Source organism: Chryseobacterium elymi (assembly GCF_003385495.1).
Lineage (GTDB): Bacteria > Bacteroidota > Bacteroidia > Flavobacteriales > Weeksellaceae > Chryseobacterium > Chryseobacterium elymi.
The window spans coordinates 25,656-45,664 of the sequence record NZ_QNUH01000007.1 but is presented as its reverse complement, the minus strand read 5'-3'; the positions used below and the strand labels follow the sequence as shown (position 1 = coordinate 45,664).

The following is a 20,009-nucleotide window of genomic DNA, read 5'->3' as shown; positions in this document are numbered from 1 at the left end:
ATCTCAATTATGAAAACACATCATTATATATTTCTTACAGCCGCTTTGTTTGTCATTGTCTTCTATGGTCAGGACATGGGACTGAATCTCGGTATTCTGGGTATTGTTTACGCAGTGCTGACTTTGTTTAAAACTCCTGAAAGAAACAGGACCGGAACTTTTCTGATACTTTTCGTTACAAGTATTTTGTCAAGTTTCGCTTTTGCATGGTTCAGAGACTTTCCGTCCCTGCTGGCGGTTGTAAGTTCCCTTCTGTTATTAGGCTATCGCTCAAGAAACAGGAAGCTGAAAATACTTTTCCTTATTCCCGTATTTATCATCAACAGCTTTACCTCACTTTTCCGGTTTTTCAGCTTTGACTCATGGCTGCCGAAAAAGAATATTTCAGGTGTATGGCAGAAAACCTTAGCGTTCATCCTTATTCCTCTATTGTTTATCTCTATATTTTTCGGGATATATTCTGTGGGGAGCGACCATTTTGCGGCTGTCTTCAGAGATTACGAGCTGGATATTAATATATGGCAGGTACTGGCTCTTTCGGTTTTGGGCTTTTTTATTGCTTTCAATTACTGGAACTATGCGGTAGAAAGGTTGATATACAAAAAGAATTCTATGCTGGATGATAATTTTCCGGATAATTATAAGGTACAGAAATCAACGTATTCCTTTCTTGATCTGGATGCAGAGAGAACCAGCGGTGTCATTTCCTTTTTTTGCCTGAATATTTTACTCGTATTTTTTATTATTACTTACAATTATGAGCAGTTTTATGAAATTTCAAAAACTCCCGTTCAGCTTTCAGAAGAGACCCATGAAAGAGTCAATGCCGTAATTATGTCTATCATTATGGCTGTATTGGTGATCATGTTCTATTTTAAATCCGGTTTCAATTTTGATCCTAAAGCTAAGCTGATGAAGCTTCTGGCCAAGATCTGGATCATCCTGAATGCCATTCTTGTATTTTCTGCAGCATTGAAAAATTACGAATATATTATCAGTTACGGATTTACTTACAAAAGACTCGGCGTGTTTGCTTTTCTCCTGTTAGCACTCATCGGGCTGGCTCTTACCTTCATTAAAATTCAGAAGAAAAAAAGAAATGCATTCCTGTTCAATACAATGATCTGGTATTTTTATGGAACAATTTTAGCATGCAGTTATGTGAACTGGGGTGGAATTATTACCTCCCAGAATATGAAGCGTAAAGATTTTGCAGTAAACTATCACTTTGAACAAATTAACTTCAGTGAAAGAGGACTGTTGAAGTATGCAGAAGAAAAAAACGATCTGCAGCTTAAAAAGAAAGTACTGGAAAAAGCCAAACAAGAAAAGTCCAAACCTTTCCTTTCAAAAATCCTTTACTTTGAAACATTAAAAGATTAAGTATTATGAAAAAATCCTTATTGTTAATTCCATTAATTATTATTTCATGTAAAAAAGAACCTGCTGTAACAGAAACCCCTGACAGGGACTCTGCTATAGTCACAGAAATGCCGGATTCTACGGATAAAGAAGATTCTGCTGCCCTTAGAAAGAAAGATTCAATCATTAACAATGCTCCTGTCACCAAAGAAGTACTGCGAAAAGGGGTGATGAGAAGTGAAAAAGAGGGCAAGATCATAAGAACGGCAGATGCATCGCAGCTCCCTTTCACATTGGGAGAAGAATTTACAAAAGACGGTCAGGAGCTGGTTTTAAAGCTGACCCATTATGACAAACCTAGTATTAAAGCAAAAATTTCGACCAATGAAAAAGACTTTAATATCAGATTTAATCAAATAAGGCTTCCAAATGGAGATTATGACGGGCCATTCGGAAGAGAAATTACCTATGAAACCAAAGGCAAAGGCGAAGTATGGCTTATCATAGGCAAAAGTAATATGGCTTCCGGAAACACAAAAGGAGTTTTTAATGTAAGTGTTGAGTAAGATTGACCATTTTGGTATAATTTCTGCAAACTCAATATCAATACTAAAGTTTAAAATTATGAAAAATATATTTTTAATGACAGCAGCAGTTTCAGCAGTAGTAGTAAGCTGTGGAACTGTACAGTCACTGGTTCAGAATACATTCCCTTATACCGCCAATGTTTTGGTTTCTACGGGAGTGCCTGCCAATAAAGAAGTTTCATCTACGGCTACGGCCACGAATGTACAGACATGGTTTGGAGGGAATAATAATGCGAAGATCAAAGATGTAAGAATATCCGATGCCAAAATTTCTGTGGTTTCTCCTTCAGGTGGAAACCTAAGTGCACTTAAAACTGTGAAAGTTTATGTTTCTTCCAACGGAACAGGCGAAAAGCTTATAGCATCCCGTTCCAACATTACAACAGATTCTTCCAGCTTAAATCTGGATCTTAATGATACTGGATATTTAGACGAGGTGGTAAAAAGTACCGGCCTTACAGTAAGAACTGTGTATGAGCTGAAAAACCAGACAAGTTCGGATATGACGCTTAAAATAGCACTTAATTTCAATAGCGTTCCTGCAAACTAATCGTATAATACTGATTTAAAAAACGTCTTTCAAAATACTTGAAAGACGTTTTTATTTGGATTATAATTTAGTGAATTTCTCAACCACTCTTCTTGGTCCTTCAGTAATATTGATGATATATTGACCTGCCGGCAGATTGGAAGTATTGATCTTTTCATTAGATGATGCGGAGCCTTTTGCAACGGTTTGTCCATACATATTAATAATCTCAAAATTCAGCTTTTTATCTTCACTGCCATGAATAGTAACATAATGGGTAACAGGATTAGGATAAATCTTTATTTCCAAAGGAACCGGGATCTCTCTTTTCTTCGTAAAGAAGTTGTTTTCCAATTGTAAGATGGCATTTTTTACATTAGGAAGGGGACCTATTTTCTGACCAGCAACAGTACCACCCTGAGGAATTCCTGTAGATATTAAAAGATTTTTCATAGCAGCCGGACTTAAATACTGACCTGTAGCCTGACGGTAATAAGCCTGAATTAAAGCTGCCGCTGATGCTACAACAGGAGTAGCAGAGCTTGTTCCGCTAAAATAATTGTAAGTTCTGTTATTATCGTTATCATATTTTTGATACGAGCCATATCCAGCTGCTAAAACATTACTTCCCCAGCCCTGTACATCCACTCTGTTTCCGTATGTGCTGAAACTTAACTTGGAATGGGTAGTATTGGGAGAGCCTGCTCCCACAATGATAGCTCCGCTGTTTCCTCTTGCATTATAGGCGGCATAAAAAGGATCATCAAGATTTTGATTTCCGTTTCCTGCTGCTGCAATGATGATAATTCCCGAGTCTGTCGCTGCTTTGGTTAAGTCCCAGATCACACTGTCATATTCAGCCGGGCAATACTGACCATCTTTTCCGCCTGTCTGCATTTCATATAAAATAATATCGCCGGCCTGTGAAGCATTGATCGATCTGCTTACTGCTGCTGCTCTGTTGTAGCCTACAGTTGTCCATTCCATATACCCTTTGATCTCAGAAGCACTGTAAGCTCCACCCGAAAGTCCTATATTGTCTTTTACAGAACTTAAAATACTGACTACAGCAGTTCCGTGGTCGCGGTAATTATTACCGGATAGCCCGGAATTAGGAGAATATCCCGGTTCCAATTGGATGGAATTTTGATTAGAAAGCATTTCATGAGTCTTGTAAAAGCCATATTCCACATCGCGGATACGGATATTCTGGCCTGTAATTCCTCTGGACCATGCATATTTTGCATTGATTCCCGGATTGTCGTTAAGGTACGTTTGCAGGTTTTCCAAATCCGGAGTAGTTACGAAAGCTTTTATGAATGGAGGCTCGATCGGGGTGCTGCTCATTACTGAAACGTATTCCACTTCCGGAAATTTTTCAAGAGTACGGACCAGTTGTTCGGTTTCCTCTTTACTTTGTGAAGGCAGGCTAACTTTGAAAATACGTTTCAGCTTTTCGACAGATTCACCTGAGTTACCGTTTGCTCTGCTGTTCTTCATCATTTCATCAAGTTTTCTGTCGCTAAAACCAAAATCATTAACGAATGAAATCTCATTAGTTTTAACAAAATCTGCCAATGCCGGATTTTTGTCAAGTGCTATTTTCTCAGAATGAATATCTTTTGAAAAACATACATAAATGTTAGGAGTCAGCTTATCATTTTTCTGACTGAAAGAAAAGAAAAAAATAAAAATAAATAGCGTGAAAAGTCTAATTTTTGTTCTCATAATATGATATTAAATGGTTGTTAACCAAATATATAAATTTAATGAGAAATATTAATCACATTTTTGTGAAATTGTAAAAATGATTTATTCTTTTAATCTACATTGGTTCATTTCAGCCTTTCGTGATCGAATCCATAACAATGGTTACAGGTCCGTCATTGACCAGAGAAACTTTCATATCTGCACCGAAAATTCCGCTCTCGGTTTTTAATCCTGATTGGGCAAGCTCCTCTTTGAAATAATCGAAAAGAGGAATTGCTTTATCCGGCTTTGCCGCTTTAATAAAAGAAGGACGGTTGCCTTTTTTGTAATCTGCAATTAGTGTAAACTGACTGATGCACAAAATTTCTCCTGAAATGTCCTTTACAGAAAGATTAAGTTTATCATCTTCATCACCGAAAATCCTGAGATTTAAGATCTTCTGGACAAGCCAGTCTGCATCTGCCTTTTCGTCATTTTCGTCTATCCCGGTGAGCAGCATCAATCCTTTTCCAATCTCACCGACAATCTTTCCATCTACCTTTACATGAGCCTCAGAAACCCTTTGTATAACGATCTTCATTTCTAGTAATAAATATTTAAAGTTTTGGAGGAAGGGTCATAGTTGTAAGGATATGTTTTAGGAGGCAGGGAAGTGGCAGCTCCTGACTCCGGCTGGCCTGTTCTCAGAATCCAGCGGGTATTGTCTTTAGGACACAGAATGCTGATATTGTCTTTAACTTCAAGGGTGGTATTCGCATCAGGACAAATATGGGGAGCATTCCTGTCATATGCTTTGAAAGTATCCCCTACCCGGACCACGATCAGTCCTCTTGTTCCGGCCTGCTGTTCGTTTACATAAATCCAGCCTCCATCGTAATTGAGATTGTTATATGCGGGCAGATTCAGATTTAAGGTTACGTTAACAGGATTGTTCGGAAAACAACTGACGGTATCTTCTCTGCTTCCACATGAGTTTATAGTTAAATTGCTGAAAATCAGAAGTATTAAAATAGGTAGGATTGAAAAAGTTTTTTTCATTTCAATTTAAATTTTTATATATTTGTAAAAGTTAAACGATTATAACACGTAAAACATTGTCCGGCAAATGTCGGATTATTTTTTTATACCAAACCTAAATTTTGAAAATTATGGCAAGCTATGTAACAAAGGAGGGACAAGAGAAAATGAAAGCTGAGCTGGAACAGTTAGAAACTGTAGAAAGACCAAAAATTACCCAGCAAATTGCAGAAGCAAGAGATAAAGGAGACTTATCTGAAAATGCTGAATATGATGCAGCTAAAGAGGCTCAGGGAATGCTTGAAATGAGAATTTCCAAGCTGAAAGATATTATCGCAACTTCCAAGATCATAGATGAAAGTCAATTAGATACTTCAAAGGTTTCAATCCTTACTACTGTAAAGCTTAAAAATAATGCAACCAATCAGGAGCAGGTATTTACACTGGTGCCGGATAATGAAAGCGACCTTAAAACAGGAAGAATTTCTGTGAATACACCGATTGCAAAAGGGTTACTTGGAAAAGTAATAGGCGAAACGGCAGATATTACATTGCCAAACGGAAACAAACTGTCTTTTGAAGTATTAGACATCACTCTATAATCAATATCCAGAATAAATTCTAATTTCTAACATTTAACTTCTAAAAAATGAGCAGTATATTCACAAAGATCATCAACGGTGAAATTCCCTCATACACAATTGCTGAGGATGACCATTTTATAGCGCTCCTTGATGCAATGCCTTTGGTAAAAGGACATACCCTGGTAATTCCTAAGAAAGAAGTTGATCTGATCTTTGATCTGGAAAGTGATGAATATAAAAACCTTTGGGGATTTGCCCAGCAGGTCGCAAAAAAGATTAAAAAAGCTGTTCCCTGCGTAAGAGTGGGAGTAGCGGTAGTAGGGCTGGAAGTTCCTCATGCACACATCCATCTTATTCCTTTAAACAAGATGGAAGACATGAATTTCAGAAATGAAAGACTTAAATTAACAGACGAAGAATATAAAGAGATCCAAAACTCAATTATTAATTCTTAAAAACATAAAATCGTAAAAAAGAAATTTTTTACGATTTTCTTTAACATATATTATTTAGTATGAATTCAAATCAGTGTTCTTTCTGCGGCAGAAAAAGAAATGAAGTACAGATGCTTATTTCCGGGCAGAGTGGCTTTATCTGCGAGAACTGCATCGAACAGGCGCATGTTATTGTAAAAGACAGCGTTTCTAAAACAGGATCTTCTCCTGCAGCAAATATAGACGAACTTAAGAAACCGAAAGAGATCAAAAAATTTCTTAACCAATATGTGATTGGACAGGATCAGGCTAAAAAACAGCTTTCGATCGCAGTATACAACCATTATAAAAGACTGCTTCACGCTCAGGACGAAAACAGGGAAGTAGAGCTGGAAAAATCAAATATCATTATGATAGGTGAAACCGGTACAGGAAAAACTCTTCTGGCAAAAACCATTGCAAGAGAGCTTAACGTTCCTTTCTGTATCGTAGATGCAACTATTCTTACTGAAGCCGGTTATGTAGGAGAAGATGTGGAAAGTATTCTTTCAAGACTCCTGATGGTAGCAGATTATGATGTGGAAAAGGCAGAGAGAGGAATTGTATTTATTGACGAGATTGATAAAATTGCAAGAAAATCAGACAATCCAAGCATTACGAGAGATGTTTCCGGAGAAGGTGTACAGCAGGGACTGTTGAAGCTTCTGGAAGGAAGTATTGTGAATGTTCCGCCTCAGGGAGGAAGAAAACATCCGGATCAGAAATATATCCAAGTAAATACTCAAAATATTTTGTTTATTGCAGGAGGTGCTTTTGACGGGATCAAAGAGATCATAGAAAGAAGGATGAATAAACAGGCTATAGGATTCAGTTCAGAGAAAATCAATAATACGGATGAAGATGAATATGTATTAACACATATTAACGCCATCGATCTTCGTTCTTTTGGTTTAATACCTGAACTTTTAGGAAGATTTCCCATTATTACTTACCTTGATAAACTCACCAAAGAGATCATGGTAAGGATCATGAAAGAACCTAAGAACTCCATTATCAATCAGTTTGTGGAACTCTTCAAAATGGATGGCACGAATTTGGTATTTACGGATGGTGCTATTGAGAAGATCGTAGAAGAGACCATCGAAAAAGGATTGGGGGCCAGAGGCTTAAGAGGAACAACTGAAAAAGTACTGGAGGACTATATGTTTTCAATAGGTGAAGAGAAAGAAATTATATTAACTGAAGATAATATTTTTGTTAATAAATAAAATATTTTTTTTTCTTTAAAAAAAAATCTTACCTTTGCGGGTGAAGATTGTATTAACACACAAATAATTTATACAATGAGAAAAAGTTTATTTGCTATAGGTCTTTTAGCAATTAGTTATTCTGTTCAGGCGCAGATACTATGTCATGTTGACACTAATGCTAATATGTATGTGAGCGAAGGCACCCTAGTTTATAGCGGTGGAGGGGTTCAAACAAAAGGTAATGGCCTTTTGGATGTTCATGGAAACGTTATGATCGTAGGTGCAGCCGGAGATGCTTTAAGAACAGTAAACACTGCTAATGGAGCTAAAACTGATGGCGGAAATATTATCCTAAGGCTTAATACTCCCACAGCTACTGACGATGTGTCTACTTACGGACAGCTATATGTTGATGGTTTAAGCCAGAGCGACATTACTGGAATCGTGAGTAAGGAATTCCGGACCAAAAAACATGGTGCCGGAAACTATTATCAACAGGTTGGTTTGCCTTTCTTTGGTAAAACCATGAGTACTTTATCCACTGAATTGGGTAAAACATTTGGCACTGTAAGAAGAAGCCAAAACGAAATTTTAAAATGGAACAATACTGCAGCTATAGCTGATCACTATCCTAATTTATCCCTTACAACCAGTAATGGTTCTGCGTACTACATGCTTGGATCTAACAATAACAACTTAGATGTAAGTAGTTCTTTGTATACTCTCAATGGCCGTCCTTATGCAGCATTTGCTTCTAATGTAACTCTTCAGAATGCAGGGAATGTTAATTTTGGGACAGGTGGTACTGCCATCAACGGATACAATGAAAGGTACAATACTTACCTGCAGGATCAGTTCGAAACTACAATTACTCCTTGGACTCTTACTTATGGTAAGAATATTTACCAATTTGGAAACCCTTTCTTCACTAACCTTGATTTATCAAGAATAGGACAGCAAGAACCGGGAGGTGTTGGAGCTGTTAATGATGGAAACTACATTAGCAATATCTGGGGTGTAAGATATGATCCGGGAACTGTAGTCGTAGGCTCGCAGGGGAATGCTTATAGCACTGGAGCATTGATTCAGACTTATGATGTAAACGGAGTTCCAGTTGGAGATGTTGGTATGATCATTAAGCCAATGCAGACTTTTGTTCTGAAGTTGAGAGATAATTCTTCCCAGACATTAAATTTTAATACTCTAAGAAGATTTAGCTCGACTGTTAGAGCTGCAACTACTGATTATAGTGTTACTGCTGCTAGAAATGGAGCAAAAAGCATCGATGGTACAGTGAAACAGCTTGGCGTAATTGGCTTAGATGCTTCAGGAAAAGAAGTTGCAAGAACTTATTATGTAGTTTCACCTAATGCTGTTACGGGTCATCAGACCTCTGTAGCAACTACAGTTCAGGCAACGGCGGGAAAAAATATCATCGGTACATTTGAAGAAGCTTTGACTGGTGGTTATGATACAAACTATACTGCAAAATATTGGTTATACATTAATGAAGCCAATGAAAATAACTTTCAAGGTAAGAATGTTAAACTTGTAAATTATGATACAGGTAAAGTAAAGTCTTACAAATTTGAAATAAGAGAAAATGGGGAGTTAGTTCCTGCAGGAACACATTTGTTATCTACAGGTATTGGCTTTTACTATAAAGCATCAGATGGTACTGTACAGCCTGCAACGCAGGATGGTATTGCACCTAATGCTGTTGCATCTTATGATTTATATTATGGTGAGCCAAGCAATGTGGTATTAGCCGCAAAAGAAACAGTTGCTACACCTTCAAGAACAATGGTGGTATACAATCCAGAAATTACCAACTACATTGTTAGATTCGATCCAAACTGGAAAAAAGCAGATATTGAAGTTTATGATATGAGCGGTAAACTAGTTATCTCTAAAAAGGCAGTTGATACATCTACGGATTTTGTAATTGAGCTTAATGGAGCAATTAAAAATTCTTATGTTGTAAAAATTGTTTCTGATAAAGGAGAAACTGTTAACACTAAAATCTTAAAATAAATATTATGAAAACTATTAATAAACTAGTACTTGCTCTATTCTTTTTTGGGACCCTACTGGTCAAGGCAGCTGATGAAATACCGCCAGCACCAGAAGATGGTGGTACCGGAGGGGTAGGACCTGGAGGGGTTGCATCACCTATTGACATGTATGTTTATATGTTATCCATTGTTGCAGTGGTATTTATGATGTACTATACAAAGAAATTGAAGAGCCAAAAAGCCTAAAATTTTATTAAAATAGCATTAAACTCTCTGATTAGTCAGAGAGTTTTTTTATTTTTACTTTATGAAAAAGATTTATATATTATCTGCAGTATTATCTGCATTTTCTTTGCAGGCTCAGTTTACTGTAACAATTCAGGCTCCTGCAGAATTTAAAGATCAAGATGCCATTCTATATACACTAAACGGGTCGAAAGATATCATCGTTACCAAAGAACAGAGCAAAAACAATACATGGACCTTCAAGTACCCCAATCATTATATGGGGATGATGAAGGTATATTTTCCGGCTTCAAATAATGCGGTAAGCTTTGTTTCGGAAAACAAAAATGTAAGCATTAAAATGGATGTTCAGAATAATAAGCTCAAAGATGTTATCTATCTTGATGAAGTTAATGACCTGATGAGCAAACAACAGGAAGGCTCGCAGAAAAAAGAGCTTATCCTCCCGGCCTTAGCACAGATTAAAGAATATTATAAGGATAATACTGAGTTCGGAAAAGCATTAAAAAGTGAGATAGAAAGACTTGGTGGAGTGAGTAATGCTATTGATGCAGCCCAGCATCCATTTATTTCTTATTATAATACCAACTATAATAAATTTCTCTCTAACTCCACAGATCCTTCTAAAAAGGTCAGTCAGAACGATATTGTTAACTTCTTGGATAAATCCAATGACATGCTTGAGTCTTCTTCACTTTTAAGGCCTGTTTTGGTTTCATACCTTAATTCCGGAGGTAATACCAATGTTGCAGGCTCAGTAGATACTCTTTTAGATCGTTTAAAAGTCGAAACTCCAAGAGGGCAAACCGTTTTGTCAGAGCTGATTGATATTTTTGATGCCTACGACATGGAGGAGTTCAAAACCAAATATCTTACCCTTGCAAAAAACCTTAAATGCACCATCAATGAAAGGTTGGCAACTACTTTAAAATCCAATGCTAATGTTGAAATGGGGGCCGCATTTCCTAATGTTAAATTCCAGTCACCGGCCAATACAACTGCAAAATCACTGTATGATGTGAAAGCTGAAAAGAAAGTAATTGTTTTCTGGTCATCCACATGTTCTCATTGTGAAAGCGAGATGCCTCAGCTGTTGGCAAAATACAATGATTTAAAAGCGAAAAATATACAGATTATTGGGCTATCTTTAGATACGGATAAGAATTCATATACCCAGAAGATTGCTGCATTTCCTTGGATCAATGATTCCGAATTAAGAGGATGGAACAGCAGTTATGTAGATACCTATAATGTTCATGCAACTCCTACTTATTTTATTTTAGATGCTAACAATAAGATAATCAATAAACCAGACCATGTGGGCAATGTTTTGGAGTATTTTAAGTTAAAATAATTTTGGTGGTAAACAAATATTTTCTATATTTGCACCACCAAAACGGCGAGGTAGCTCAGTTGGTTAGAGCGCAGGATTCATAACCCTGAGGTCACGGGTTCAATTCCCGTCTTCGCTACAATAAAAGGGAAAGTATATATATTACTTTCCCTTTTTATTTTGAATGAATTCTCCATTATACTTTTTTTAAGATGAATTAAAAACTATGTACTATAAGTTTTCAGTGATTTATTACCCAAAATTCAGTTTGCGTTAAGTTTCTATTATTTTTAAATTTTATGAAACTATTAAGATCTCAATCCGGAAGTAGGGCATAATTGATATAGTGTTCTAAAAAGAAAATCGCAACTGTTGTTAGCTGCGGTTTTCTTTTATATGTTTTAAGAAAGGTAAATTAACTCTGGTACCCCAATAATTTTCTGATCTGATAGAAAAATCTCTCAATAAGGCGTAGATCCTGTGTTACGATTTCCGCATTACCTCTGAGTTCTTTATCAAATGTTAGGTTTCTATTATAACTTGTCTTTAATCCCTTAGGAAGAGTGATATCTACATAGTAATTTCCTTTATCATCAGGAATGAGGGAAATATTCTGTACTTTTCCTTCTACAATACCATATTCCTGGAAACGATAGTTATCTAGCTTAATCAATACTTTTTGACCTGTAGTAACTTTTCCTGAGTTAACAGTAGGGACAGACATTCTGCCTACCAGCTTTTCTTTATTTGTTGGAAGTATGGAAAGGATAGGTTCTGCTACTTTTACAAATTGATTTTCTCCGAAAAACTGTTGAAAACTGGCCATACCATCTGTAGATGAAACAACAAGATAATTTTGTTCCCACTGCTTTAAAGATTTACGAAGCTGTTCAAAAAGCTGTAAAGTTTGTGAAGAGTAGGTAATTTTGTCTTTTTCCGTATTAATGGCTGTGCCGCTTTTGGTTTTATTCAGGTTGGAAATTCCCTCATCCATTTGCGAGATGGAAATATTAAGGTTTTCAAGATTCTGCTGGGCCTGAAGATATTTTATTTTCTCATTTTCAAGTTCTACGGAAGCAATTACTCCCTGGTTGAAAAGTTCCTGAGATCTCTGATAACTTTTCTTTGATAATTCATACTTAGCTAATTCCAGACTTTTTTGTTGTTTTAAAGTTGCGATTCTTCCCCTGTATTCTGAGATACTTTGATTGGCGGCAATATTTTCCGGTGCGTAAGGCTGAAGTCTGGTGAAAAGTTCTTCATCCTGAAAAGCTTTTGCAAAACTATTGTAATCACCCTGCAGTTCACCAAGTTTGAACCTTGATGTCTGCGCAATCGGAAAAGAACTGAGCTGATTGGGAGTAATAGAATCTACAAGCTTTTTCAGTTCCAGAACATCTTTATAATTTGCTGTAGACTGCATCACCATCAATATATCATTTTTTTTAACCTCCTGATGATCCTTAATAAAGATTTTTTCAATTTTTGAGCTGGTTCTGGCTTCTATTTTTTCAGGTGGATTTTGTGACGTAACAATAACGGGGGCAGAAACAAATTCAGGATACTTGATGATATAGCTCATCACAAGGATAAGCAGGAGTATAATTAATATAATGCTGTTTCCCCAGCGTATCATCCAATGAGGGGGCTGGGTGAGAATGTCCTGAACACTTTCGGAACGAAGTTCAATATTGTCTAAAATGTCTTCTTTCATGTTTCTAAGATAGAATTTTCCCTTTGCTTTCAGGGAGAGTATTTTTAATTTCCTAATTCCAGCTGATTCTTCACCAGTCTGTAGTATTCTCCTTTCAGGGAGACCAGTTCAGCATGATTACCTTCCTCTACCACTTTACCTTTATCCAAAACTATAATTTTATCAGCATGTTTTACTGTTGATAATCTATGGGCAATGACAATTGCTGTCTTCCCTTTAAAGAACTGTTCCAGATTCTCCATAATCACTTTTTCATTATTGGCATCCAAAGCAGAAGTGGCTTCATCGAAGAATATAAATTCCGGAGATTTATAAACGGCTCTGGCAATAAAAAGTCTTTGTTTCTGGCCACCACTCACTCCTACACCTTCATTTCCAATCTTTGTATTATAGCTTAACGGAAGACTTTCAATAAAATCTTTGATATTGGCAATTTCTACGGCACGCCTCAGTTTCTGTTTGTCAACGTAATCTTCTCCCACTGCAATATTATTAGCAATAGTATCATTGAACACATATCCTTCCTGCATTACCACTCCACAATGTTCCCTCCAGAATCTAGGGGAAATATTTCTTAATTGGGTATTCCCAAGTTTAATTTCTCCCGAATTAGGTTCGTAAAATTTCATCAGAAGCTTCAGGAGAGTAGTTTTACCACTTCCGCTGGCACCTACGATGGCTGTAGTTTTCTGATAAGGAATGGTAAGGCTGAGATCTTCAAATACAGGAACATCAGATCCAATGTACCTGAATGATATATTGCTGACATCAATGTCTTTCTGCGGAATCTCCCCCGCATACTGTTCATTTTTGTCTTCTTCATCTTCTTTGTCATGGATCTCGCCCAATCTTTCCAATGAGATCTTGGCATCCTGAGTCTGCTTGATAAAATCGATAAGCTGTAACAAAGGACTGTTTAGCTGTCCAATGATATACTGTACGGAAAGCATCATCCCCAGGGTGAGATTGCCACTAAGAACCAATTTGGCAGAAAGAAAACTTACCAGAATATCTTTCATTTGGTTGATGAAATTTCCTCCTACAGACTGCCATTGTTCCAGAGACAGAGATTTTATCCTGATTTTAAACAGCTTTACCTGTAAGAATTCCCAGTCCCAACGCTTCTGCTTTTCCGCGTTATGCATTTTAATCTCCTGCATACCATTGATCAGTTCGATTACTTTACTCTGTTCCTGTGAAACCTGAGAGAATCTTTTATAATCCAGTTCTTTTCTCTTATTAAGAAAGAAACTGATCCACCCAATATATAAAGCTGCTCCTACAAGATAAACGATAAAAAGTCTGTAATCATAGAACAGCAGCACAATACTGAAGATAATAAGATTGACAAGTGAAAATAGGGTATTTAACGAAGAACTTGTCAAAAGCTGTTCAATTCTGTGGTGGTCATTAATCCTCTGCATGATATCCCCGGTCATTCTTGTATCGAAAAAGCTTATAGGGAGCCTCATCAATTTGATGAAGAAATCCGAAATGATCGAAATATTAATCCTTGCGGAAAGATGGAGGAGGATCCAACTTCGGATGACCTCGATACCCATTCTCCCTAAGAATAGCATGATCTGGGCAAGAAGCACAACATAAATAAAGTTGAGATCCTGGTTCTGTATCCCGACATCTACAATACTCTGGGTAAGAAACGGAAAAATAAGGGAGAGTAAACTTCCTGCCAAAAGACCTACGGCAAGCTGTATAACAAGTGACTTGTATTTAAGCAGGTATTTCGAAAGGAAAGAGAAACTGGCTTTACTTTCCGCAGTGTCAAACTCCGTTTGAAAAAATGCGGGCGTTGTTTCAAGAATAAGGGCTATTCCTTCTTCTGTATTTTCGTTAGCATTTTCCCCGATCCATAATTTAATAAATTCTTCACGGGTATAGGTAATCAGTCCGTAACTTGGATCCGAAATATAGACTTTATTATTTTTATCAATTTTATAGACCACAACAAAGTGGTTCTTATTCCAGTGGACAATACACGGGAACGGTACTTCTTCTGCAAGGGTATTAAAATCGATCTGGACTCCAAGGGAACGGAATCCTAGGTTTTCTGATGCATCACTCAGTCCTAAAAGGCTGCTTCCTTCACGGGTGGTTTCAGAAAGTGTACGGATCTGCTGCAGAGAGATGCTTCTGCCGTAATATTTACTTACTATTCTAAGGCAGGTAGGTCCGCAGTCTTTGGCATCCGGCTGTTTATAAAAGGGAAATTTCTTCAAAATTTATACTCATTATAAAATGCCGTCACGATATGACGACATTTTTACTTTATTCATTGTTATACTTAACTAATCATTGGCTAATAATAGCACCACTATTGCGTGCATCGACACAGGTGAACATTTCCTGATCAGCTGCAGAGGACTGAATACGGGTGCATCCCTCTGTGATACCTCCTCTAAGTATTCTCGGGTTTTCTCTTGAAAGCTTCTTTAGACTTTTCATGGCGTTATTAAGTTTTATATTCCTAATCTTTTAAAATTTTAAGAATTTGCTTTTATTTTTTCCTAAGATAGTGAATTTTTCAATTCCGGAAAGATTCTTATTGAAAGTCTTCATCTTCCATTAATTCATCAACAAAAAACCAAATATCTTCACGGTCGTATTTATCAGGAAACTGGTGTCCGTTCAGAATGAAAATAGGGGTGAAATTTAATCCGGAATTGCTGTTATCTTTCGTCATTTCTATAAATGGTGTCAGATCTTCCGTTGCAGATGAGCCAGATAAAGAAACGATCTTATTTTCATCTTTTGTCTCGAACCATTCTTCAACAGCTTTCAAAAATTCCTTTTGAGGTTTGTTATTATAAATATGTTTAAAAGCTGAAAGTAATTTGGTGTATTTCTCATCAGCTCTTTCAGGAGAATAGTTGAAACGGATCTGTACAGAAATTTCATCAGGATATTTTTCAAGAAGTCCTTCCATTATTTTATGGCCTTCTTTACAGAAACCACAGTAGGGATTAGATACAATTGAAAGGTGAAGTTTGGAGTTCTTATTTCCCAATGCAAAAGTTTCTGTATCCTGGAATTCTATTTTTTCATTTTCTAAGAGCTGGCTTTTGAAAAGCTCATAATTTCTTTTAAATCTGAGGTTTTTAGCATTTGATTTCTGAAGACTTTCTTTTTGGGAAAGAATGTTGCTGAAATATAAAACTGCAGAGAAAACAAGGATCCACAGAATAGCTGTTAATAAAAGTGTTCCTACACTGAACGGTGTGCTCTGGAAAAACAGAATACTAAGTACTATTTGCCCGATCAGGATTGAAATAATCAGGAGACATACCCTGCAGAAAGCTTTTTCCACAAAAGCCTGGATATACAATGAATAGGCAATGGCCAATACTGAAACAAATGTAAAGCCTTTTACGATATAAGCTGTTGCAGGAAGAAAAAGTCCCAGAACAGCAAGCCCTGTAAAGTAGATCAGGGAAAAATCAGAGAATTTTAAACCAAAAATACTTGTTTTATCCTGCTTGATGATTTTGTCACATGAATTGGCAGTCTGACTGGCAGAGGTGTCTCCACAAATACTTCCGATTACTGTAGAAGTATTTCCAAATTTCTGGTTGAAAATCTCCAGCGAAATATAGACACCAGCAAGTGAAAGAACATTAAAAAGAGCTTCGGATATGGTTTGAGTAAAAAATGAATAGCCCAGAATGATAGCAAAAACAACATACAGAAGAGGTTTAAAGTCAAACGCTGTCTTATTTTCCGCATTTTCAGTTTTTTCAAAAAGAAGGACGAAATCTGTTGATTTTTTATGAAGTTCTTCTTTATTGAGTGTTTTAGCTTTTTCAGAATAAACCGAATAACTAGTTCCTGATTTCTTTACCAGAGAAAAGGAATTGTCTACGATCGCGATAAATTCTTCCGGCAGCTCATCCCAATATTCCTTATCAAGTTCGTAAGCATCATTTTTTACGCCCATAAAGTTAAGCGTATCACTAAAAGCCAAAGCAGAAGGATAATTTGGATGAGAATTGAACTGGAAAGAAAACTCCTGTTTATCGAGTTTCAGATAGTTAATTAGCTTGTCGAAAATCATAGTAATATTTTTAACTAAAATACGTAGATGTTTTAAAAAAACAAGTCTTTTTTCTTTTGTTAGTGATATACCATTGTTAAATACTTGATTTTGTGTGATTATTGTTATTTTTTTTCTCTTATTTAGTATAAAATGAAGTTGATTTCGTAATTTAGCTTAAGGATATTGTACAGCTTCAGAGAGTTCAATAGGATTATTGGTTTGCTTTAAAATTATTTGTTTATTTTTTGTTTGTTCATTAAAATTAGGCGTAATTTCTTTGCCACTTTGATCTACAAACTTCGCTTTAATGTATCCTGATTTAATTTCTCTGTAAGGGTCGTTATAATGGTCCAAATACAACTTATGTAGCTGCTGTAGATTAACAGGTATTGTTTTTACAGAAAGATTATTGGATGTATAAATATTTTCTTCTTTTTTCTTTAGTTCAAGCAGGTTAAAACTATAGTTTCCTTTAGAGTCTGATATAGAGACGATTAATCCAGGTAAACCATTAAAAACAGATGGACCTTCACTGATGGGAATATCTACAGCAAACCAAGCCTCCCATTTTCGTCCTTTATAATCTAGTAAAGCTTTCTGGTATTTGTTGTTATTGACCATCTTAGTATCACTGGTTATTTTCCATGATAAAAGAGGCATGGCTTCTTTCAGTTCATATACATCTATTAATAATCTATAGAACTTTGAAATCTGTCCCTGCGTCTTATTCTTGATAGTCATAAACTCATAATCCATAGATTTATGAATTGCTTCACGGCCTAATTTTTCATTTGAAATGAAAGTTGAATCGCTTTTGAAAAGTTTATAAGAATAGAATCTGGAAATTCCTCCATCTATGTCAAGAAGCATATCTTTTGTAGTAAGACCTGTTGCTGTGGAATCAGCCTTGAATTGCATAGAGTATAAGGCCCTGTATTTTTGTGCATGCAGTTTATTGTTACTACACATTGCTAAAAATATAAGAACTATTCTAAGAAAAGTTTTGCATTCCATAATATTGTATTGCTTTTTGTTTTAAAGGATTTTTACTCCATTCCTCCCATTTTCCTGTATAGGGATTGTAGCCGCATTTTAAGGGTTTGGAGTAATCATCATCAGGGTCTTCTTTATATGCTCTACAGTCTATACAGAAATATCTATATTCACAGTCCCTGCATATTTTGACTTTATCTTTTGTTATGTATCGATTTTTTTCTGCTTTATACTTTTCCGAAAACAGAAAATTTGAAAAATCGTTTACATTACAAATTATGTTCGGCATCGAGGGGCAATTTTTAATGTCGCCTGAAAGAGATATGAATATTTTGTCATACAGACAGTTGTTGACAATTTTTGTTTTGGATATATTCCTTATATCATTGAGAAAGTAATCTTCATTTATGATACCGCAATGTCTTACATCAGTTATATTCTTCTGATAATATATGATATTGCAGTTCTCATGTCTAGAAATGTTTTTTGGTGAATTGTAAAAATAAATGATTTGTATTCGCAATTCTTTTTCTAATTTTTTGATAATTTTATCGTTTTTAGCTTCATCCCAAAAGGGTATTAGAACTTCGATGGTTCTTATGGAAGAATTTTTCACAAGTTCCAGTATCTGTGTCAATTTCTTAAAAGAAAAATCTATGAATCTTATTTGGAGAAATTCAGCAGATAATGTCTCAATAATTTTGTAGACCAAATCAGGATTATAAGTATCATTTTTCTGATGTTCAATTATAACTTCATTTACTTCATTAGGTGTTCTCCATATAAAGTTTTTCTTTTGAATAGAAGATAAGTCATCTGATATGTAGCCCAGTCTTTCACCCGAAAGAAACTCAACTAGTTCATGAAGATCATCACTGCCATTACTGATATTTAAATATCTATCACGAATAAAATATGAATAGAATTCAGTAATGTTAATAATTTTGTTTTTATAAAAATCAGACAAAAGTATGTTTTTAGAACCTTTTATGATTGTGCAGTCTTGATATAAAATAAAAAAATTACTCATGGTTGAACAATTGTGTATTTAAAAATGGTGTACATACCTTGTCATACGTTCTTACTTTATAATTGGATGAATTATACTTTTTTGAATAGGGAATAATTGTTTTCTTTTCTCTAAGGATATAGTTGTTTACAACTTTTGTAAACTCTTCATCTAATGTATAGTAAATCAGGTTAATATAATTCTTTTTCATTGGTTGTTCATTTTTTTTAATGCATAAGCAATTTCAATCTCTAAGTAAGTATTATTAAATACTGAGTGATAAGTAAATTGCCCTGTGGGATTGATTTCTAGGAAAATGAACTCATCATTATTATTTACAATCATATCTATTGAGGCACAGTTTAAATCTAAGTCATCAAGAAGCATTGATAGCTTGGATTTAATATCTTTAGGTAATTCATAAATCTCAAATCTTCCGTTGTCAGCTATAATGCTCACCCTATGATCTACTTCCGAATTATCATCGTCCATCACTCTGGTTGCATAAAATCGTCCTAATAAATAAAAAATTCGTAGTTCAAATTTTTTATTAATACGTTCCTGTATCAAAGCTGGCCTGAATGTTTCAGGAAGAATATTGTAATGGCTATTGATGACAACAGTTTTCATGGGAATAATATTGTTCTTGTATCGCAAATGAATGCAATTTTCAAAAGGCTTGGTAATATATTCTTTTCCGTCTCCAATTAATTTTAAAATATCTTTTTTATTATTTACAATAAATGATTTTGGAGTGAGTATACCTCTTTCTTTGGCCATTCTTGCTTGTATAATCTTATTTTGAATTAAATTAAATGGTTTGGTTAGCCACGGAATATTAAGTTTCTTGAGCTCATAGAAAAGATATTCTCGAAATGCTTTTGATTCTTCTAAACTAAAATTAATAATGGATTTATAAAGTTTTTTATATATGCTATTTTTCTGTATTTCTTGTAGGGTATCTGGATACTTTCTGAACCAAATTACTTTAAATTTTTTTAGATCATTTCCTCCAATCTGAATAATATTATTTTCATAATCAATAAGTACATTCCAATAGATATTTTCATTGACAATATAGAATGGAACCTTCAGTTTTTTCAACCAACTGGCTACAAGTTCAGTTGTAGTATCGGTAGATTTTGAGATGATTAGAATCATAAATTCAAAAGGTT

At 35.4% G+C, this 20,009-nt stretch carries 19 protein-coding genes and 1 tRNA gene; 10 read left to right on the top strand and 10 right to left on the bottom strand.

The window, feature by feature from the left end; translation table 11 throughout:
* Positions 1-9: 9 nt before the first annotated feature.
* Genes DRF60_RS09835 through DRF60_RS09825 form a run of 3 tightly spaced genes read left to right on the top strand, consistent with a single transcriptional unit; the run spans position 10 to position 2,499 of the window.
* Positions 10-1,383 (top strand): DUF4153 domain-containing protein, encoded by a 1,374-nt coding sequence (locus tag DRF60_RS09835; RefSeq protein ID WP_116011926.1) that lies wholly within the window; start codon positions 10-12, stop codon positions 1,381-1,383.
* Positions 1,384-1,388: 5 nt separating this feature from the next.
* Positions 1,389-1,928 (top strand): hypothetical protein, encoded by a 540-nt coding sequence (locus DRF60_RS09830; RefSeq protein WP_116011925.1) that lies wholly within the window; start codon positions 1,389-1,391, stop codon positions 1,926-1,928.
* 58 nt (positions 1,929-1,986) lie between these two features.
* On the top strand, positions 1,987-2,499 hold the full coding sequence (locus tag DRF60_RS09825) for a hypothetical protein (protein ID WP_116011924.1): 513 nt from the start codon (positions 1,987-1,989) through the stop codon (positions 2,497-2,499).
* A 60-nt stretch (positions 2,500-2,559) separates the two neighbouring features.
* On the opposite strand, the gene DRF60_RS09820 is transcribed toward DRF60_RS09825, so the two are convergent.
* The 3 genes from DRF60_RS09820 to DRF60_RS09810 form a co-directional block, all read right to left on the bottom strand.
* Positions 2,560-4,206 carry a S8/S53 family peptidase gene (locus DRF60_RS09820; protein ID WP_116011923.1) on the bottom strand — a complete coding sequence of 549 codons (1,647 nt, stop codon included), beginning with the start codon at positions 4,204-4,206 and terminating at the stop codon, positions 2,560-2,562.
* A gap of 112 nt (positions 4,207-4,318) precedes the next feature.
* On the bottom strand, positions 4,319-4,768 hold the full coding sequence (gene dtd / locus DRF60_RS09815) for a D-aminoacyl-tRNA deacylase (RefSeq protein ID WP_116011922.1): 450 nt from the start codon (positions 4,766-4,768) through the stop codon (positions 4,319-4,321).
* A gap of 2 nt (positions 4,769-4,770) precedes the next feature.
* Entirely contained in the window at positions 4,771-5,226 is a 456-nt protein-coding gene (locus tag DRF60_RS09810) for a Rieske (2Fe-2S) protein (RefSeq protein ID WP_116011921.1), read from the bottom strand.
* 110 nt (positions 5,227-5,336) lie between these two features.
* On the opposite strand from DRF60_RS09810, the gene greA reads away from it, so the two are divergent.
* The 7 genes from greA to DRF60_RS09775 all read left to right on the top strand — a co-directional run bounded on the left by greA (position 5,337) and on the right by DRF60_RS09775 (position 11,206).
* A complete protein-coding gene (gene greA, locus DRF60_RS09805) occupies positions 5,337-5,807 on the top strand; it encodes a transcription elongation factor GreA (RefSeq protein ID WP_116011920.1) in 471 nt (156 codons plus the stop codon).
* A gap of 47 nt (positions 5,808-5,854) precedes the next feature.
* A complete protein-coding gene (locus DRF60_RS09800) occupies positions 5,855-6,244 on the top strand; it encodes an HIT family protein (protein ID WP_116011919.1) in 390 nt (129 codons plus the stop codon).
* 59 nt (positions 6,245-6,303) lie between these two features.
* Positions 6,304-7,491, top strand: coding sequence for an ATP-dependent Clp protease ATP-binding subunit ClpX (gene clpX / locus DRF60_RS09795; RefSeq protein WP_116011918.1), 1,188 nt, complete (start codon positions 6,304-6,306; stop codon positions 7,489-7,491).
* Positions 7,492-7,566: 75 nt separating this feature from the next.
* On the top strand, positions 7,567-9,507 hold the full coding sequence (locus DRF60_RS09790; protein ID WP_116011917.1) for a T9SS type A sorting domain-containing protein: 1,941 nt from the start codon (positions 7,567-7,569) through the stop codon (positions 9,505-9,507).
* Positions 9,508-9,512: 5 nt separating this feature from the next.
* Positions 9,513-9,734 carry a signal peptidase gene (locus DRF60_RS09785; RefSeq protein ID WP_185144583.1) on the top strand — a complete coding sequence of 74 codons (222 nt, stop codon included), beginning with the start codon at positions 9,513-9,515 and terminating at the stop codon, positions 9,732-9,734.
* A gap of 61 nt (positions 9,735-9,795) precedes the next feature.
* A complete protein-coding gene (locus DRF60_RS09780; protein ID WP_116011916.1) occupies positions 9,796-11,088 on the top strand; it encodes a peroxiredoxin family protein in 1,293 nt (430 codons plus the stop codon).
* 44 nt (positions 11,089-11,132) lie between these two features.
* A tRNA-Met gene (locus DRF60_RS09775) sits at positions 11,133-11,206 on the top strand.
* Positions 11,207-11,482: 276 nt separating this feature from the next.
* On the opposite strand, the gene DRF60_RS09770 is transcribed toward DRF60_RS09775, so the two are convergent.
* The 7 genes from DRF60_RS09770 to DRF60_RS09740 all read right to left on the bottom strand — a co-directional run bounded on the left by DRF60_RS09770 (position 11,483) and on the right by DRF60_RS09740 (position 19,995).
* Positions 11,483-12,781, bottom strand: a complete 1,299-nt coding sequence (locus DRF60_RS09770; RefSeq protein WP_116011915.1) for an HlyD family secretion protein — start codon at positions 12,779-12,781, stop codon at positions 11,483-11,485.
* A gap of 44 nt (positions 12,782-12,825) precedes the next feature.
* Positions 12,826-15,018 (bottom strand): peptidase domain-containing ABC transporter, encoded by a 2,193-nt coding sequence (locus DRF60_RS09765; protein ID WP_116011914.1) that lies wholly within the window; start codon positions 15,016-15,018, stop codon positions 12,826-12,828.
* A 323-nt stretch (positions 15,019-15,341) separates the two neighbouring features.
* Complete coding sequence (locus DRF60_RS09760; RefSeq protein WP_116011913.1) at positions 15,342-16,850, bottom strand: vitamin K epoxide reductase family protein; 1,509 nt, start codon at positions 16,848-16,850, stop codon at positions 15,342-15,344.
* 156 nt (positions 16,851-17,006) lie between these two features.
* The gene (locus tag DRF60_RS09755) at positions 17,007-17,846 is read right to left on the bottom strand and encodes a GLPGLI family protein (RefSeq protein ID WP_116011912.1); all 840 of its coding nucleotides are present in this window, start codon (positions 17,844-17,846) and stop codon (positions 17,007-17,009) included.
* On the bottom strand, positions 17,824-18,855 hold the full coding sequence (gene gwsS, locus DRF60_RS09750; protein WP_116011911.1) for a grasp-with-spasm system SPASM domain peptide maturase: 1,032 nt from the start codon (positions 18,853-18,855) through the stop codon (positions 17,824-17,826). Before gwsS ends, DRF60_RS09755 begins: the two co-directional genes overlap by 23 nt.
* Positions 18,848-19,045 carry a hypothetical protein gene (locus DRF60_RS09745; RefSeq protein WP_116011910.1) on the bottom strand — a complete coding sequence of 66 codons (198 nt, stop codon included), beginning with the start codon at positions 19,043-19,045 and terminating at the stop codon, positions 18,848-18,850. The genes gwsS and DRF60_RS09745 overlap by 8 nt, the downstream gene beginning before the upstream one ends.
* Entirely contained in the window at positions 19,042-19,995 is a 954-nt protein-coding gene (locus DRF60_RS09740; protein ID WP_116012072.1) for an ATP-grasp domain-containing protein, read from the bottom strand. The genes DRF60_RS09745 and DRF60_RS09740 overlap by 4 nt, the downstream gene beginning before the upstream one ends.
* Positions 19,996-20,009 lie beyond the last annotated feature (14 nt).

Excerpts from the sequence above, each read along its gene's own strand:
- DRF60_RS09835 (WP_116011926.1), top strand. The coding sequence starts at position 10 with ATGAAAACACATCATTATATATTTCTTACAGCCGCTTTGTTTGTCATT.
- DRF60_RS09830 (WP_116011925.1), top strand. The coding sequence starts at position 1,389 with ATGAAAAAATCCTTATTGTTAATTCCATTAATTATTATTTCATGTAAA.
- DRF60_RS09825 (WP_116011924.1), top strand. The coding sequence starts at position 1,987 with ATGAAAAATATATTTTTAATGACAGCAGCAGTTTCAGCAGTAGTAGTA.
- DRF60_RS09820 (WP_116011923.1), bottom strand. The coding sequence starts at position 4,206 with ATGAGAACAAAAATTAGACTTTTCACGCTATTTATTTTTATTTTTTTC.
- dtd (WP_116011922.1), bottom strand. The coding sequence starts at position 4,768 with ATGAAGATCGTTATACAAAGGGTTTCTGAGGCTCATGTAAAGGTAGAT.
- DRF60_RS09810 (WP_116011921.1), bottom strand. The coding sequence starts at position 5,226 with ATGAAAAAAACTTTTTCAATCCTACCTATTTTAATACTTCTGATTTTC.
- greA (WP_116011920.1), top strand. The coding sequence starts at position 5,337 with ATGGCAAGCTATGTAACAAAGGAGGGACAAGAGAAAATGAAAGCTGAG.
- DRF60_RS09800 (WP_116011919.1), top strand. The coding sequence starts at position 5,855 with ATGAGCAGTATATTCACAAAGATCATCAACGGTGAAATTCCCTCATAC.
- clpX (WP_116011918.1), top strand. The coding sequence starts at position 6,304 with ATGAATTCAAATCAGTGTTCTTTCTGCGGCAGAAAAAGAAATGAAGTA.
- DRF60_RS09790 (WP_116011917.1), top strand. The coding sequence starts at position 7,567 with ATGAGAAAAAGTTTATTTGCTATAGGTCTTTTAGCAATTAGTTATTCT.
- DRF60_RS09785 (WP_185144583.1), top strand. The coding sequence starts at position 9,513 with ATGAAAACTATTAATAAACTAGTACTTGCTCTATTCTTTTTTGGGACC.
- DRF60_RS09780 (WP_116011916.1), top strand. The coding sequence starts at position 9,796 with ATGAAAAAGATTTATATATTATCTGCAGTATTATCTGCATTTTCTTTG.
- DRF60_RS09770 (WP_116011915.1), bottom strand. The coding sequence starts at position 12,781 with ATGAAAGAAGACATTTTAGACAATATTGAACTTCGTTCCGAAAGTGTT.
- DRF60_RS09760 (WP_116011913.1), bottom strand. The coding sequence starts at position 16,850 with ATGATTTTCGACAAGCTAATTAACTATCTGAAACTCGATAAACAGGAG.
- DRF60_RS09755 (WP_116011912.1), bottom strand. The coding sequence starts at position 17,846 with ATGGAATGCAAAACTTTTCTTAGAATAGTTCTTATATTTTTAGCAATG.
- gwsS (WP_116011911.1), bottom strand. The coding sequence starts at position 18,855 with ATGAGTAATTTTTTTATTTTATATCAAGACTGCACAATCATAAAAGGT.
- DRF60_RS09745 (WP_116011910.1), bottom strand. The coding sequence starts at position 19,045 with ATGAAAAAGAATTATATTAACCTGATTTACTATACATTAGATGAAGAG.
- DRF60_RS09740 (WP_116012072.1), bottom strand. The coding sequence starts at position 19,995 with ATGATTCTAATCATCTCAAAATCTACCGATACTACAACTGAACTTGTA.